This is a genomic window from Robertmurraya sp. (assembly GCF_036676585.1).
Lineage (GTDB): Bacteria > Bacillota > Bacilli > Bacillales > Cytobacillaceae > Robertmurraya_A.
Genome location: NZ_JAKFCQ010000084.1, coordinates 51,296 through 67,647, shown reverse-complemented (window position 1 = coordinate 67,647; position 16,352 = coordinate 51,296). Strand labels below are relative to the sequence as shown.

Annotated in this window: 16 protein-coding genes; 7 read left to right on the top strand and 9 right to left on the bottom strand. The window is 38.8% G+C overall.

Translation table 11 applies throughout. The features are described from left to right. Positions 1-159: 159 nt before the first annotated feature. The 3 genes from ACGLXV_RS11650 (at position 160) to ACGLXV_RS11640 (ending at position 3,215) form a co-directional block, all read left to right on the top strand. Positions 160-2,253, top strand: a complete 2,094-nt coding sequence (locus ACGLXV_RS11650) for a 7TM diverse intracellular signaling domain-containing protein (protein ID WP_391558721.1) — start codon at positions 160-162, stop codon at positions 2,251-2,253. Continuing rightward, entirely contained in the window at positions 2,250-2,939 is a 690-nt protein-coding gene (locus ACGLXV_RS11645) for a response regulator transcription factor (protein WP_391558720.1), read from the top strand. Before ACGLXV_RS11650 ends, ACGLXV_RS11645 begins: the two co-directional genes overlap by 4 nt. A 108-nt stretch (positions 2,940-3,047) precedes the next feature. Beyond that, positions 3,048-3,215 carry an anti-repressor SinI family protein gene (locus ACGLXV_RS11640; protein ID WP_119706775.1) on the top strand — a complete coding sequence of 56 codons (168 nt, stop codon included), beginning with the start codon at positions 3,048-3,050 and terminating at the stop codon, positions 3,213-3,215. A gap of 186 nt (positions 3,216-3,401) precedes the next feature. On the opposite strand, the gene ACGLXV_RS11635 is transcribed toward ACGLXV_RS11640, so the two are convergent. The 4 genes from ACGLXV_RS11635 to ACGLXV_RS11620 form a co-directional block, all read right to left on the bottom strand. Further along, on the bottom strand, positions 3,402-4,748 hold the full coding sequence (locus ACGLXV_RS11635; protein WP_391558719.1) for a S8 family peptidase: 1,347 nt from the start codon (positions 4,746-4,748) through the stop codon (positions 3,402-3,404). 190 nt (positions 4,749-4,938) lie between these two features. Beyond that, positions 4,939-5,892 carry an NAD-dependent epimerase/dehydratase family protein gene (locus ACGLXV_RS11630; protein WP_391558718.1) on the bottom strand — a complete coding sequence of 318 codons (954 nt, stop codon included), beginning with the start codon at positions 5,890-5,892 and terminating at the stop codon, positions 4,939-4,941. 21 nt (positions 5,893-5,913) lie between these two features. Beyond that, complete coding sequence (locus tag ACGLXV_RS11625; RefSeq protein ID WP_391558717.1) at positions 5,914-7,068, bottom strand: glycosyltransferase family 4 protein; 1,155 nt, start codon at positions 7,066-7,068, stop codon at positions 5,914-5,916. A gap of 41 nt (positions 7,069-7,109) precedes the next feature. Beyond that, positions 7,110-8,732, bottom strand: a complete 1,623-nt coding sequence (locus ACGLXV_RS11620) for a CotS family spore coat protein (RefSeq protein WP_391558716.1) — start codon at positions 8,730-8,732, stop codon at positions 7,110-7,112. Between the two features lie 208 nt (positions 8,733-8,940). On the opposite strand from ACGLXV_RS11620, the gene ACGLXV_RS11615 reads away from it, so the two are divergent. Both ACGLXV_RS11615 and ACGLXV_RS11610 read left to right on the top strand, forming a co-directional pair. Then, the gene (locus tag ACGLXV_RS11615) at positions 8,941-9,387 is read left to right on the top strand and encodes an ASCH domain-containing protein (protein ID WP_391558715.1); all 447 of its coding nucleotides are present in this window, start codon (positions 8,941-8,943) and stop codon (positions 9,385-9,387) included. Positions 9,388-9,522: 135 nt separating this feature from the next. After that, positions 9,523-10,473: a ribose-phosphate diphosphokinase gene (locus ACGLXV_RS11610; protein ID WP_391558714.1), complete on the top strand. Its 951-nt coding sequence runs from the start codon at positions 9,523-9,525 to the stop codon at positions 10,471-10,473. Between the two features lie 500 nt (positions 10,474-10,973). Here ACGLXV_RS11610 and ACGLXV_RS11605 read toward each other — a convergent pair whose 3' ends face one another. Then, the gene (locus ACGLXV_RS11605; RefSeq protein ID WP_391558713.1) at positions 10,974-11,312 is read right to left on the bottom strand and encodes a hypothetical protein; all 339 of its coding nucleotides are present in this window, start codon (positions 11,310-11,312) and stop codon (positions 10,974-10,976) included. 76 nt (positions 11,313-11,388) lie between these two features. Between ACGLXV_RS11605 and ACGLXV_RS11600 the strand changes: the two genes are divergently transcribed. Then, entirely contained in the window at positions 11,389-12,102 is a 714-nt protein-coding gene (locus tag ACGLXV_RS11600) for a hypothetical protein (RefSeq protein ID WP_391558712.1), read from the top strand. A 2-nt stretch (positions 12,103-12,104) separates the two neighbouring features. Beyond that, positions 12,105-12,854: a hypothetical protein gene (locus tag ACGLXV_RS11595; RefSeq protein WP_391558711.1), complete on the top strand. Its 750-nt coding sequence runs from the start codon at positions 12,105-12,107 to the stop codon at positions 12,852-12,854. A 54-nt stretch (positions 12,855-12,908) separates the two neighbouring features. Here the strand turns inward: ACGLXV_RS11595 and ACGLXV_RS11590 are convergent, their stop codons facing one another. From ACGLXV_RS11590 to ACGLXV_RS11575, 4 genes are read right to left on the bottom strand one after another with little or no spacing between them, the layout of a single operon-like run. Next, entirely contained in the window at positions 12,909-13,511 is a 603-nt protein-coding gene (locus tag ACGLXV_RS11590; protein WP_391558710.1) for a response regulator, read from the bottom strand. Continuing rightward, a complete protein-coding gene (locus ACGLXV_RS11585; protein WP_391558709.1) occupies positions 13,508-14,644 on the bottom strand; it encodes a sensor histidine kinase in 1,137 nt (378 codons plus the stop codon). Before ACGLXV_RS11585 ends, ACGLXV_RS11590 begins: the two co-directional genes overlap by 4 nt. Positions 14,645-14,650: 6 nt before the next feature. Next, positions 14,651-15,388 (bottom strand): ABC transporter permease, encoded by a 738-nt coding sequence (locus tag ACGLXV_RS11580; protein WP_391558708.1) that lies wholly within the window; start codon positions 15,386-15,388, stop codon positions 14,651-14,653. Position 15,389: 1 nt separating this feature from the next. Next, positions 15,390-16,292, bottom strand: coding sequence for an ABC transporter ATP-binding protein (locus ACGLXV_RS11575; RefSeq protein WP_391558707.1), 903 nt, complete (start codon positions 16,290-16,292; stop codon positions 15,390-15,392). Positions 16,293-16,352: the final 60 nt, after the last annotated feature.

The window sequence follows — 16,352 nt, the reverse complement described above, 5'->3', positions numbered from 1 at the left end:
TCGTTTATGCTTTTAATATAAATCTAGTTATGTAGAATGTCAATGAAAATTTCAACAAAAAAAGAAGAGAATAGGAAATATGTATTGCTTCTTATGTTGGAGGAAATTGGGACATTTGTATAGAATTATTGGTTAGACATGCCTAACGGAGGTTCCACAATGAAAAGAATATTGTTGATGCTTTCCTTACTAATTTTCATCATATGCGGTGGAATTATAAACGAAGCCCAAGCTTCCGTAATCATCAACCAAGAAAAAGTAGGGAAATATAAGATCTATGAAAATATGGAAATACTTGAGGATAAGGAGGGAAATCTTAAGATTGACGAAGTGTCCTCAACCACTTTTTCCAACCAGTTTACAGAAAATAAAGAAGGCATTCCTAGTTATGGTTACAAGTCTTCTGTCTATTGGATGCGCTTCGAAATAGACAATCAACTTAACGCAGATGAATACATCCTAGAATTCCCTTATGCCCCTCACGATTCCATTACTTTATATGAACAAACGGGAACGAATAAGTATACAGCCTATTATGGCGGTGATTTACTTCCGTTCTCTGAGAGAGATCGGAAACATCGGCATGTGACATTCGAATTATCCCTACCTGAAAAGGAAACCAGAACATATTATGTCAAAATCCAAAGTGAAGGTTCTTTACAGCTCTCGGTTTTATTATGGGATGAGGAAACCTTTTCGGAAAAAGGTTTAATAGAGTATCTTCTTTTCGGGATATATTATGGGTCAACACTCGTCATGGTTGTTTATAACATCTTTTTATATTCCTCCTTACGCTTACGGAGCTATTTATGGTATGTCCTGTTAATCTTCGCAGTTAGTATGACACAATTAACGCTGAATGGATTTGCTTATCAATTCTTATGGCCGGACTTCCCATGGTGGAATAATCGCTCGATTGTTTTTTCCATTGCTTTCTCTAACTTGGCTGGAGCTTTATTTGTTAATAAATTTCTTGATGTTCGCCAGTATGCAAAGGGTTGGAGCAGAATTCTTCATGTGCTTACAGTATTCAATATAGCTATACTCGTCGTGTTAATGATGTCCTATTCTCTTGCATTACATCTTGTTACCCTTTCTACCATTCTCTTTATTCCTGTTGTTCTAACTACGACAATTCTTTGCTGGAAACGAGGGAATAAGGCTGCACGCTTTTTATTTTTCGCGTGGTTTATCTTTTTGCTGACTGGCTTAGTATCCTCCCTATCAGATGCAGGAACTTTGCCACTGAATACTTTTACAAGACATGCCTCCTTGATAGGGTCACTTATCGAAATGATTCTCCTTTCATTAGCACTGGCTGATCGAGTGAAAATCATTCAAATGGAAAAAGAAAACGCAGAAAGAGCCGCGCTTTTATTAAATGAAGAGCTCGAAGAAAGGGTACAAAAAAGAACGGAAGAACTGCAAATCAGTACAGAAAAGCTGGTAAGTATGGAGAGGTCACGTCGCCATCTATTATCGAATATCTCCCATGATTTAGGTACGCCGATGACGTCTATTCAGGGGTATGTCAAGGCGATGTTGGACGGGATGATTGAACCTTGTGATCAAACGTATTTGAAAATCATCCATGAAAAAACCATCTATATTGATCGGTTAATACAGGATCTATATGACCTTTCCAGATTAGAAGAAAGGCAGGCAAGTTTTTCTTTGAACAAAGTATCTGTTCAGAAGTTTATTCAGTTTTTATATCAATTTAAAGCTGATGTTAATAGTAAGAACATTGCCTTTCAGTTTGATAGTCAGCTTTCACAAGAACAAAATGAATGGGTTCTCTCTATGGATTTGAATCGAATGAGGCAAGTGATGGAGAATTTAATTTCGAACGCCGTTAAGTATACAAAAGAGAATGGTTCCATTAAGATTGATGTCATTGAATATCAGGAGTTTTATAAAAAATGGCAAGAAAGAAAGGGACATCAAGAGGAAATCGCTGTGGCCTTGGAGAAGAAAGGGAACAGTCACAGTCATCAGAGCTTAGTCATTGGTGTTCATGACAATGGAAAGGGAATTGATACGGAGTCACTTCCTTATATATTCGACCGTTTCTATCGAGCGGATGCTGAACAATATGATTCGTATCGGAATGCTGGACTTGGACTGGCTATTGCAAAAGAAATTATTGATTATCATAACGGAATGATTTGGGCAGAAAGCTTAGAATCACAGGGAAGTTCTTTCTATTTCACATTGCCTATCTACACTGGGAAGCTGGGGGAGAATAAATGAGGACCGTTGTTATTGCTGAAGATGAAGTAGATATACAGAATTTATTGAAGCTCTATCTTGAACAGGAGTATCGTGTGATCTCATTTGCGAATGGTGAAGAGGCACTAGCTGGTATTCTGGAAGTCATGCCAGATCTTGTGATTTTAGATATTCTCCTTCCTGGAATGAATGGATTCAAGGTTTGCGAGAGACTACGAGAGAAACAAATCCACATTCCAGTGATTTTTTTAAGTGCCAAAAGAGAACAAAGTGAAAAAATCCGTGGGCTAGAGATAGGTGCCGATGATTATATCACGAAACCATTTGATCCAGGAGAATTAATGGCAAGAGTAAAAGCGCATTTGCGTCGTAGCACCCAGCAGACAGCGTCTGAAGAAGAGAACACACATATGATTACATGGGGAGAGCTACATATTGATATAGAACAATATGTGGTAACGGTTGGGGGGAAATCCGTCCACTTATCAACGAAGGAAAGACAGCTTTTAATTTTACTCGCTTCCAATCCAAGACGAGTATTTAGTACGGAGCAGTTATATGACTTAGTTTGGGGCGAAGACCAATTTGGTGATTTAAAAACAGTGTCCGTTCATATCAGTACCTTACGAAAAAAGATTGAGCGAAATCCGTCCAAACCAGATTATATAATTACAGTAAGGGGATTTGGATATAAATTTCTTCCGTAAAAGTTTAATTTTCTCCTTTTATTATAATTTTCCAATTTCTTAACTTTAATTTAACCTTCACCATTTATGATTAAAGCTATGAGACTGGAATGATATAGGAGGAAAGCCATGAAAGAGATTCAGAATCTTGACGGGGAATGGATTCAACTAATCAAACAGGCTAGAGATATGGGTATGTCCCTAGAGGAAGTACGTACATTCTTACAGTCTATCATGGACGGGAAAAATGTTACTGAGATCGTGGAGATGTTAAGTCAAAAAGTTTCTTTTACATAGATCTTCACTTCCCTCATTCGCACCACTTGTCACCCTCATTGATTTGAAATATCTTCCAAATGATTTGTATCCTAGTAGTTTATTGTATGTCCCATTTATGTAGTTTTCCATAACTAGATGACTTTAATAAATAATAAAGAAAATCCAGAGGAAACAGAATTCCTCTGGATTATTCCTATTATTACATTATTTCAACGCATTTACCGCATTTATTGCTCCAAATCCAGATTCTCCATCATAGCCCGGTTTGAACCAGTCGTCAGCAGAATTTTGAATAATTTGCTTAACTTGAGCAGGGGAGAGAACATCTTTCCCGTACTTGGCAATAATGACTCCAGCAAGACCAGCTGTTTTAGGAGCAGCCATAGATGTACCTGCATAGAAGGCATATCCTCCTGGAACCGTGGATAAGCATAATTTATTGCGGTCTCTTAAATTGGTGTCGCCTGTTTCTAGCCAAGCCGTACCGTAGTCACCCCCTGGTGCGATAACATCGATTTTACCAACACCATAGTTAGAATAAAAAGTGAGATTCTTTTCTTCACCACCAGCAGCAACACGAATCAATGATTGGCTGCTTGGGCTTCGATGTGTTGCACCTTGATCATCTCCAGAAAGTTTCCCAGGACTTGAGATGTCAACGCCTGCATTTCCTGCAGATCCGACTACCGTTACTCCATTCTTAATCGCGTATTGGATAGCGCGGTTGAAAAGACGGACATCTGCAACAACTTCTTGTGTTGCATAGTCAGGGTTTTGGAACCAATCGTAACCACCAAGTGACATGTTAACGACGTCCACATTGTCATCAGCCGCTGTCATTAATGCATTGGCAATATCAGAAGTGTAAGCTCCCCCCGTTGGTCCAAACACTCTATACGCAGCAACTTTTAATTCTGGACCGATTCCTAGTACTCTACCATTTCCGGCAATGGATCCAGCCACGTGAGTTCCATGGCCATCTTCATCCATTGCACTCGTGATACCTGGTACAAAAGATTTTCCGTAAGCATAGTTTTCCTTAATATCAGGATGTGTATAATCAATCCCTGTATCCACAACGGCTACAACAATATCCTTTCCATCCTTCGCTTCTCCAGTTCCACCTTCCAAATTCCAAGAGGCCCCATGGTTTGTTACTTGCTTAATATCCCATTGATAGGTGTTATATAAATCATTTGCAGGTGTAGCCGTGAAATCATCTTCAAGAACTTCCACATTTACTGGAGCTTCAGGATAAATGGTGCTTTCCACACCAGCATCTAGTACGACTGTGCTTTTTTCGATGTCTACTAGGAAGTTAGGGTTATCTGAGTTTACCTTAACAGCACCTAATTTCGGTAACGCCTTAGTTACTTTACCACCAGAACTTTTTACTAGATCTTGATAGTTTGATGGAAGATTTGTATCAGATTTAAAGATAACTATGTAGTCCTTGTCCACCGCTTGAGCTTGAGTAACCCCTAAGCTTCCAAAAAAGGCGGTAGCACTCAGTGTTGCTGTTAACGCACCTGCAATCCATTTCTTCTTCATTAAAATCCCCCTATTAAAAGAATTTTCCAACAACTTAATTATAGAATTCACTTACATAACGCTCAATGGGTGCATTTTGTTTAAACTTGTCATTACTTGTTCGAAATACAAAAAAGTTTCGACAACCGTAATTTAAGTGGAGCAAAAAGTCCTTCATTCATTTTATGAAGGACTAAATGTCAGCAAACTCTTATTTATCCTTATACAAATCCTTTAAATCCTCAATTTCCTTCAATAGGCCTTCCTTTAAAGTAATCTGTGGATCGTAGTTTAATAGTTTTTGTGCTTTTGTAATATCAGCCCAAGTATGGCGTGGCTCTCCGTAAGTGGATCCTGTATATCTACACTTAAGCTTTTGGCCAAGGGCGTCTTCTAGAATGGATAAGCAACTTAAAAGGGAGGCCCTTTCTTTTCCGCCGATATTGATCGTTTCTCCTACAATGCCATCCGAGGTAGCTGCAGAGGCAATTGCGTTTACACAGTCGCTGATATAAGTGAAATCCCTTGTTTGCTGTCCATCTCCGTATATTTCTATTGTTTCGTTAGTAAGTGTTCGTTTAATAAATTTATGAAAGGCCATGTCTGGTCGCTGCCTCGGGCCATAGACGGTAAACAATCGTAAGATCGTGATGGGTAGCCCATCGTTTTGATAAAATACTCGACACAAGTGTTCACCAGACAATTTCGTAACCCCATATGGAGATAGTGGTGTTGGTTCGGAAGTTTCCGTTACTTTTCCATCCTTTTGACCGTAGACAGAAGAGGTCGAGGTATAAATGAATTTTTTTATCGGAAACTTAAGGCATGCTTCCAATAACGTTTGAGTTGCAATAATATTATTGGTTACATACAATGTGAAGTCCTGACCCCAGCTAGATCTAACACCGGGAACACCTGCCAGATGGTAGATGATATCTACTCCCTCAAGTAAGGTGTCCCAATTAGCATGTTGTATATCTTCTTCAACAAATGTAAATCTTGTAGAGTGAAGTAGGTTTTGAAGGTTTCGTTCACGAATCCATCTTGAAGTACCAACGGGTAAAAACACATCAATACCTATCACCTCATTTTGTGGGTTTTGTAGCAAGCGCTCACAGAGATGAGACCCGATAAAACCTGCAGCCCCTGTGACAAGAATTTTCATAATGCACACTTCCTTTGGCTGCTAATTTTCGGAAGGATTTCTCTCCCAGACTGAAAGGATATTATTGGCTACATGTTTCCAAGTGAAATTTTCTTCAACGAGTTTTCGACCGCGAAGCCCCATGTCCCTAGTAGACTCTAAATTTGCTAGCATTTTATTGAGGTGGTTTGCGTATTCAATAGGATCTTCAGGATTTTGAACAAGATAGCCATTATCATTCAGGATAATTTCTGGATTACCACCTCTAGCGGTAGTGATAAACGGAAGCCCTGCTGCCATGGCTTCATAATGAACTCTAGCTAGTGGTTCTTCCCAGATGGATGTGCAAACAAAGACATCTGCGGCACAAAACCAATTGTGAACCTCATCTGCTTGAACATATCCTGTAGTAATAACCGGGATAGGGGATCTTTCTGCTAGTGCACGCGTATAGGAGATGTAATCACTAATCGAATCGTCACTATACCACGCTGCCCCTACGATAACGAGTACAGCATCTTTTGATTTAATATGCGACATGGCCTTAACAAGAACATGTGGCCCTTTGTTTCTAGAGAGACGACCGACAAATAAAATAATCTTTTTGGACCCTAAGTCGTATTTGGAACGAATGGCTTTTCTTGCCTGTAGAGCAGATTCAGATTTTGTCCAAGGAGCAAATCTGGATAAATCTACACCGGAGTAGATCGGGAAGATTTTGGGTGCTGCTTCTGGAAAATAAGATACAATGGTTTGACCAATATATTTACTAATGGTTATGATTGTCTCTAATTTTTCTACAGCTGCTGCTCCTTCAGCCCGGCTAATCTTCTCTGGTTTAAACATATCATTGTGCATGCTTAATATGATTCGAGAGTTAGGAGCGAGTTCGCTTACTGGAAGGACCAGCTTTGGGCGGTTAAAAATGTGAATGATGTCGTATTGCTCTTCTGTTTCTGACAAATATTTCATAATTCCTTGCTTGTAAACATCTAGTAACCTTTGAGAGTCAATACGGACGTAACGAATGCCATTAACAACCTCTTCATCCGGTAGATCCGGATCTGTTCTGCTGATGATGGTAATTTGATGTTGCTCGCTTAATAAGTGGGAAACACCGCATATATACGTTTGGATAGCGCCACCTCGAATATTAGGGACAGGTAGCATTTCTGTACAAATCAGCAACACATTCATGTGCGTTCTCCCTTCTTCTTATTTTTCGTAGAAAGTAAACTTTATTTTTTCTCTTTTGTCTTTTGTTCGTACTCTAGCTTTTTCCGCTGGACTTTTGCTACAATACTTTCAAATTCAGCATTGGACTTTTGTATCTTAACTAGTTTTGACGAAGAGGGACGTTCGGTATTTTTAAGAGCTTTGGACGGTTTCTCTTCATTCATTTTCTTTAGCAATTTTGGGAGATCATCTTCTAGAATGGATTTTAGAAGAAGATCGAGGTCGACCAAAAGATCTTTGTTGCTACTACTTTTAGACTTGAGGGACGGTTCCGTTCTTCTTCTTTGAATTCTTGAACGTAAACTTTCTCGTTCTTGTAGGGATTTCTTTACTTCAGATTCCTTAGACTTAGACTCCTTAGGCTCTTCGAAAGTGGACGGAACGTTTTGTTGTGCTTTAGATGTATCGGACGTTTTGAATTCATTATTATTTTTGACTAGTAATTCTGTATTGCCTAATACGACAGCACTTGGAGTTACATCATAAATGACTTCTTCCTCTGTATAATCACCAGGAGGGTACTTCTCTTTGTCTTTGGCTAATTCGGATAGAACCTCCCATTTATTGGATTCTGTTAGAGTGATTCTGTCTAAGATGGCATCAAGTTCAGTGTTCATAAAAGTCACTGGTTCGAAAACGACTTCTTTTACATGTTTATAAAACTCATTTGGAAACGCCATATCAATCCATAATAATTCAAAGGTTTCTTGGTCAATTGGATTTGCTTGGTGGTAGGCGTCTATTACACCTCGTATCCATTCGAGATCCCAGGTTCCCATATCATCCATTGTGCTTGTAATAATTTTTCGCAAGTCACGAATAGGTAAATCATAAGAAACTCCATCCAAGTCGATGACCCAGATTCCACCAGGTCCTTGTTGTCCATTTGACCAGCCATAGTCTTGGTGAGCTAAGCCCCAATGTGCTTCCCCTTTTGCAATCATTTTTCGATAAGCGGATTGCTTGAATTTTTCATACATTTCAAAGGCTTGCTGTTCAAATTTGTCTACAACCGATAGTAAGTGTGGACTTGCGACCGTTTCAGGGTAAGCATGGGCAATATCTCGGAACCAACCTATTTTTTGAATCATTTTCTCGTAATATTGATTCCATCGATACAGTCGAGAGGACTTTTTTGAGCCGGCTGGTGGAATATATCCTTTTGTATGACGGTGGAATTCTCCTAGACCATAGCAAAGTGCAGAGGCACCCTCTAAATCAATTTTCATTAGCTGTTCAAGAGGAGTTACCCAATCGGTGACAATCCATAACTTGCCTCCTGCCTGTACGTAGAGGTGATTTTCCTTTGTGGGAATAAGGGAGGCAACTCGTGCTCCCTGCTGAACAACATAAGCTTGCGCACCAATACTAAATAAACTCCTTGTTGGCTGGCGGTGAAGAACCTTGATACTGCGTGGTCCGTGGTTGGTCTCTATTTTCCATATTGCTCCACCTTTATCGGGCTTCGAGGTGATAAGAGTCATTTCGGAGACGGTCATATCATAATTTGATATGACTTCATAGGCTAATTTCTCTAGCTCTGGTGGGACATATTGTTCTAGGTCTGCCTCGCTAGTGGCTGAATCGACTAGATGATCCCACGGTTCAATCGTATATTCATGCACATTTTTTTCCTCCAATCTCAAGACAAAAAACTAGCTTGCTTATTTATATGTCAGAGAGAAGGACATGGAATGGGGCATTCGTGGAGCTTTAGCGTAAGAATCGGGAAAAATTGGTCATTTACCTGAGTTATACGTGTTGAATGAATGGGTGATCAAACTAAGGGGAATCTATACCATATGATTGATATGAACGAAGGGGCTATATCGAATGAAGGTGTTATCCATGATTCAACCATGGGCAAGTTTATTTGTTCTAGGAGAGACACAATATGAAACAAGGACTTGGAGGACCAATTATCGAGGTCCACTAGCTATACATACTAGTAAGAAAGTGGACAGACATTCTTGCAGTAACTCGAACATTCATAACCTACTAGCGAAACATGGATATACAGCCAGTACCCTACCTACTGGAGTCATAATCGGTACATGTATCCTGAAAAATTGTATTAAAGTCACTGAAAACCATAACACATGGGCACTCTTAGAAGACGGACGGATAGTTGAAGGAAATGATTTATTTTTAGGAGATTATCGAGTGGGTGGTTATGTATGGGAAGTCGAAAATATGAAGTTGCTAGAAGAGTTCCTTCCTGCCAAAGGGCAGCTTGGAATATGGGAGTATAATGAAGATTCTCAAAACTCACCTAAATAGGTTATAATTAAGACAGGTTGTGACAAAAACCAACATTTTTCACTATTTAAGCAGGAGAATCAGACAGCTAAAGAGAAAGTATGAAGAATCGTATAGGAATCGAAAAAGAATGAATAAGAGTATGGGGGATATAAGGTGCCTTATCAATTAAGTAATAATTTTAGGTTGTTTTCATTGAATTCAAACCGTAAGCTCGTGGAAGAGATGGCGGAGATTTTAGGTTGTAAAATGGGAAATTGTTCTGTTTCACAGTTTAGCGATGGAGAAATTCAAATTCATATTGAAGAGAGTGTCCGCGGCTGTGAGGTATTTGTTGTTCAATCCACTTCGTACCCTGTGAACGATAATATTTTAGAGCTTTTAATTATGATTGATGCGTTGAAAAGAGCTTCCGCAGGTGTCATTAATGTTGTGATTCCTTACTACGCTTATGGTAGACAGGATCGGAAGGCACGTTCTCGGGAGCCTATCACTGCTAAGCTAGTAGCCAATCTATTAGAATCTGCAGGAGCGAATCGAGTTCTTACAATGGACCTTCATACTCCTCAGCTACAAGGTTTCTTTGATATCCCTGTGGAGCATTTAATCGGTGTGCCCGTTCTTGCACAATATTTTATGGAAAAAGGGCTAGAAGATATGGTCATTGTGGCTCCACATAACGGAAGTATCGGAAGAACTAGAAAATTGGCGAACACTTTAAATGCCCCTATTGCTCTTATCGATAAAAGAAAACCAGAAGAAGGCGGACATGAAACGTACGATGTGATTGGAAATGTAGAAGGCAAAAACGCCATCATTATTGATGACCTCATTGATACAGGAACAACCATCACGTTTGCAGCAAAAGCATTAGCCGAACACGGGGCAAAAGCCATCTATGCTGGCTGTACACACGCAGTATTTACAGGGAACTCAATTGAAAAAATTGAACAGTCACCAATTAAAGAACTGGTTGTAACTAACACGATTGAACAACCTGAAGAGAAGCAACTCGAGAAAATCACTTGCTTATCTGTTGCCCCATTGCTGGTAGAAGCGATTGACCGCATTCATAGTGAAAAAGCGGTAAGTCCATTATTTGAATAACAAAGAAACTCTATCCGAGTTACAAAATTTGAATTAACCGTGCTATTCGAACGGTCTTCGCACTTAAATTAACAGACAATTTGATAAGAAAAATGCTTGGAACAATGTGTTCTCCAAGCATTTTTTACATTATTTTACTAAGTTTGAAAGATAAACGGAAAAATTCCGCTTATATGAACCTAACCTTTTGATTTAGTTAAATTTAGAGAAGTTAAACGGAATATATCCGCTTATATCTGCTTTTTAAGCCCCAACTATATACAATAACCGGAATATCTCCGCCTATGAATTCCTATACCTCTGTGAAAAAGTCAACTTCTACAATATTTACTAACTAGAATATCCAAAACCTACTACCACTTTCCGCACATCAAGACTCAATTAAATTAGCAAACAAATCAGTTGCGAATTGGACTGCTAATTTTATTTGTTAATTAAGTTTTTATACTCGAAAACCGAACCTGTTACGAGTAAAGGATAGAGTTTTTTTGTATGAAGCATTATAGATACGCTTGAATCATCTTAACAATGGCTACGCATAGACCTAGTGCACTTGCCTTAAGTTTGGCAGGGTGGTGCCGCTTACTTGCATAAAGGTAAATCAGGACCATAGCAAATCCCATCGGAAACCATAAGGTAAAATCTCCCCCGTCCTCAGTTGAAGTTGAAAAAAGGGGACCAATATTCGTACTAACTAAAAAATATATAAATATAGTAAAACTGCGATTTTCAAGTTCTTTACTCCATTTATAAAGTAAATATAATATGCCAATAAATAATAAAGGTATTAGGATATTATAAATAAGCAGAAGAATCCATCCTTTCACCAATGAATACATATATTGTAGCACCTTATATGGTAAAATTGGGAAATAATAGTGTTTGTTTTGTGACTTAAAAACGGGGGGTGGATCAATGACTGTAGACTTTACTTTTAACATAATTACCATCATCTTAGATCTTATAGCTTGGGTGAGTATAGGGATAATCTCCTTTCACATCTACCAAAAAAAGGCTATTAAACTAAAAGCTTGGAAAGTTATTGTCGTTTTATACATAGGGCTTTTTTCATTTAATATAAATTGGCCCATGTTTGATACGGTGGTAAAGCTTCCTATATTACCTCTTGGTGTGTGGATATTGTATTTCATTCTAAAGAGGAAAGAAGGAAGATGGGAGACATACCGATCGCATGCTTGGTTAGGTTTTGGGGCAAATGTTATTTTCATAGCAACGACGTTACTTGCTGTACCGTTGCAGCATGTATTTTATCCTGAAGAGGTAGCAACTACCTATCTATCAAATATCGAGAATGCTTATTCGATTCCAGTTCACCCTTCTGCTACTGAGAAAAAGATAAATAAAGTAACCTTAAAGAATCAACTCCCTAATATGACGGTTGAAATGGTATATAGTCAAGATTGGTATGAAGAGACCTATATGGAAATGGAATCTAATGAACGAAATGAACGATTCCCATATCAGCTTACAGGGGTGACATCAAAGTGGGGCAGTGGGAAAAGCCCAGTTATATATATTGAAATTGATGGAAAAGGTTTATTAATTAAAACAAAGGAAAAGGAGTTATATTTTAGATCAGTCGATTCGTTTCTTGAGGAGGTCAATTGATCGTGAAAAAGAAGAATATATGGCTACTTATAGCTTTCGGTGCAGTTTCACTGACAACTTTTTTAGTTTATTGGTTCTTTTTTTGGCCACCTAAAACATTTCCCTCTAATGAGCAAATCGTTCGAGAGATTAATAGTACCTATGAAGAAGCAGGAGCAAAGGTGATTCAAGATATCTTATTTGTTGACACGCATCATGTGGTTGTCCCATATATTTCAGCAAATGAGGATTATGGACTAAGCTACTGGGGCTGGAGGAATCATAAATGGCAAGTCTTAACGATTGATACAAAAGGTGAACCGAAAGTGTGGAAGGTAAACGGAAATGACCTTACTTCATTCGCTATTGTTTGGAATGCGCACCCGGACGATCATCTGCACGCGATTCAGTTTTACTTACTTAGGAATAGAAACTATGGGATGACCAATGGGGTGGAACATTATTCACCAAGAATTCAAATGGAAAAGGAAATCTCATTAAGAGAAAAGTCTTACGGAATATTAAAACTACCAAAGGATTGGGCTCTCGTTTTAAGTTCAGTATTAATAGAAGATAGAGGAGGGCAATCTAGCTTATTCTTCAATGACTTATTTCCTTCGCAAAATGCATATTTTGGTTGGATCCCTTATGACCAATCGAGAAAAGAAGTATTTCCAGAACGAACAGTGAATGGCAATACGTATGTTGTAGATGATATTTACCAGGAGCATGTGATGCTATTAAATACAGTAGATTTAGAAATCCCGAAATAAGATTGTTAAGGATCTTTCGAAGAAGATCCTTTTTTAAAACGATCAGATCTGTTGTTAGATCCAACCTTTTGTCTTTGCAATGCTAGCTGCTTCTGTACGATTTTTAGCTTCAAGCTTTTGGATGATTTCTGATATATAGTTTCGTACAGTTCCAGAGGATAGGTACAGCTCAGAAGTAATCTCTTTCGTGGTTTTTCCTAAGGAAGCCAATCGTAGAATTTGCTGTTCCCGCTCTGTAAGTGGGTTTTCCTCACGGATTAAGTCAAAGGTAAGCTCTGGGCTAAATATCCGTTTTCCTGTCATGCACTTTCGGATGGCATCTGCTAATTCCTCAATCTCTCCATCCTTTAACAAGTATCCATGCACCCCGCTTTTAACCGCACGTTCGAAATAGCCAGGGCGAGCGAATGTTGTTAAGATAATCACTTTGCTGTGAGAACCTCTCTGTGCAAGCTGTTCAGCAACATCTAATCCACTAAGCGCTGGCATTTCTATATCCATCAGGCAAACATCGGGGTTTAGTCTGAGGATGGAGGAGAGTGCTTCTTCTCCATTGACCGCTTGGCCAATCACTTCCATATCTTCTTCTAAATCTAGAAGGGAGCCTAGTGCACTTAATAACATTTTTTGATCTTCTGCAATGAATAACCGAATCATACAATTGCTCCTCTTGGTTCTGCTTTTTTAATAATAGGGACGGTAATTTTCAACATGGCTCCATGTTGGTTATTAAGCTCGAGCCCACCATCGATCAGAGTAAGCCTTTCTTCCATGCCTCTCAAACCATTTCCAAAGAGTTTGTTTTTCTCTACCCCCATCCCATCGTCGTGAATGATAATGTCCATTTTTTCAGTGGATTGAGAGATGGAAATGGAACAATGGGTTGCCTTGCTGTGCTTAACGACGTTGGTTGCCGCCTCTCGAATGCACATGCTCACAATGTTTTGTGTAACAGGCGGGATGAGAGAAAAGTCAGATGATCCATTATACTCGAAGGTAATTTCTGCAGCACGCAAAATTTGTTGCACTTGTAATACTTCCTCTGCAATGGTAGTAGTTCTCATATCGGATACAAGCTCCCGCACTTGCTTTAGAGCCGTCCGTGAAGTGACTTCCATTTCTCTAGCTTCCTTTCGAGCACGATCGGTATCTACTGCGACTAGTCTTTGGACAAGCTGACTTTTTAGAGTCAATAAAGATAAGGTATGCCCAAGCGTGTCATGAAGATCTCGAGCAATTCGTACCCTCTCTTCTCGCTTCACTAATTCTTCGATATGCTGATTTGCTTTTGCAAGCTTCTGTTCAAGCTCCATTCTTCGATTCATGGAGCGAATGCCAAACGGTGAAATGAACATAATGACGAGAAACGGAACAAAATAAAGGATGTCTTTCGTAAAATGTATGTTTCCCATTACAAAGTGATAAACAAAAGGAGCTAAAAGGACAGCAATTAGACTAATAAAAGCTCGTTTAAATTTCACTTTTTCTCGGTAATACCCAATAAAGTTAGCAGGGAAGAATCCTAGAAAGATATGATTAAGATCATAAAAGCAACTAAAAATGAAAATAATCGACATTTGAACAGTTAGCCAATATGTGAATGCCGTTTTTCCAGTTGTAAAATAGAGCTGCCGATACGTTATTAAAAAAAGGAGTACCAATCCGAAACCAATGATTTGCTTTGTCCCAGTTTCAGCTAGTAAATAGTTAATCGGAAAAAGAACATAAACCAAAAAGATGTAGGGAAAAAAGCCAAATTGCTTTGGAAATATCCCGATCGACTTTTTCATATTTCATCACACCGCTTCTTGTTTACTTCGAATATACTTCGATAGTAACATGAACAAAGCAAGATAGGTGACTAATATCAGAAAATTTTTCCAATTGGGCATCTCGTCTTGGACAATCTCCCATGCACCACTCCCAAAATGAAAAGCAGGTAATGACTTTCCTATTGTTTGCATCATCTCTGGCATGATTTCCAGTGGCATCCACATTCCGCCTGTAACTGCAAGAACCATGTATAACACATTGCTAATACCAGCGGCTGTTTCTACTTTTTTCATTAAACCAATTAATGTTCCAATAGCAAGGAAAGGTAATGAACCGAATAAAATCCATAATCCGCTAGCGATCCATTCCAATGCAGAAAGCGATACTCCATTAATGATGGCACCTGAGGCAAAAATAACCGTAATGGAAAGCACATGAATGAAGGTTTGACCAACCATTTGTGCCGCAAAATATACACTTTCTGATAGAGGCGTCATGCGAATATACTTTGACCAACCTTCTGCTCGTTCTTGAACCATGCGGATTCCAAGAGTCATAATGCTAGAACCCATCACGCTAAATACAGTCATGGACATTAAATAATGAGCGTCCCATGCCGAAGGGTCTTCTGGGTTCGTATTGACTACATTTGTAAAGATATAATAAAAGATAATCGGCATAACTAAAGACCAAAAGAGAAAATACTTATTTCTCAGTATTCGTTTTATCTCCATTTTGCATTGTAACAAGAATATATTCATTCTATATAACCTCCTTATTTGTACTTGTTAGCTGTTCAAAAGCATCTTCCAATTTTCCCCGTTCAATTTGTATGTCATGAGCGCCAAGTTTTTCTTGAAAAAGAATCGCTAATACTTTGTCTGCGTTCGTCGATTGAACATAAACTCGACCATTGGTTCGGTTAATATGCTTGATCTCTGGGAATTGATACAATTTTTCGAATGACGCGTCAGGTTCTAAGATGAATGAAACGGTTTGGTTTGTTATTTTTGATTTAATCTCCGACGGTGTCCCATCAGCGACAATCCTTCCATCTTTAAATAGAAGAATCCGCTCTGCTGCATCATCCGCCTCCTGCAAATAGTGAGTAGAGAAAAGAATGGTCTTTCCTTGTTTGGCTAGAGAATTAATGGTTTGCCAAAACCGGTTTCTTGATGAGATATCCATGCCTACAGTCGGTTCGTCAAAAATGATGAGATCGGGATTTCCGGCAAGTGCAAGGGCAAAGCTAACTCGACGTTTTTGACCGCCTGATAATTTTTCTGCCTGTGTTTTTAGATCTTGCTCTGTTAGACCGGTTATTTCAATAAGTTCATCAAGTGAAAGGGGATTAGGATAATAGCTTCGTATAAGTGTGAGTATTTCGTGAACCTTTAAGCCAGGCATCATACTAACTTCCTGCATCATCACGCCAATTTTCTCACGTACGTTCTTTGCTTTTGGGGAAAGTCCAAAGATTTGGATGTTGCCTGCTGAGGGCTTAAGTAAACCTAAAATCATGGATATCGTAGTTGTTTTTCCTGCAGCATTCGGTCCTAAGATGGCCACTATTTCTCCTTTATTAATCGAAAAGTTGATATGGTTAACAGCCGTCTTTTGCTGGAAAGATTTTGATACATTAGTTAAGCGAATGACCTCGTTCATATTTGAACACCTCCTGATTTGATACTTTCATTGTATAATCATGGAAAAGGTGATTTTAGT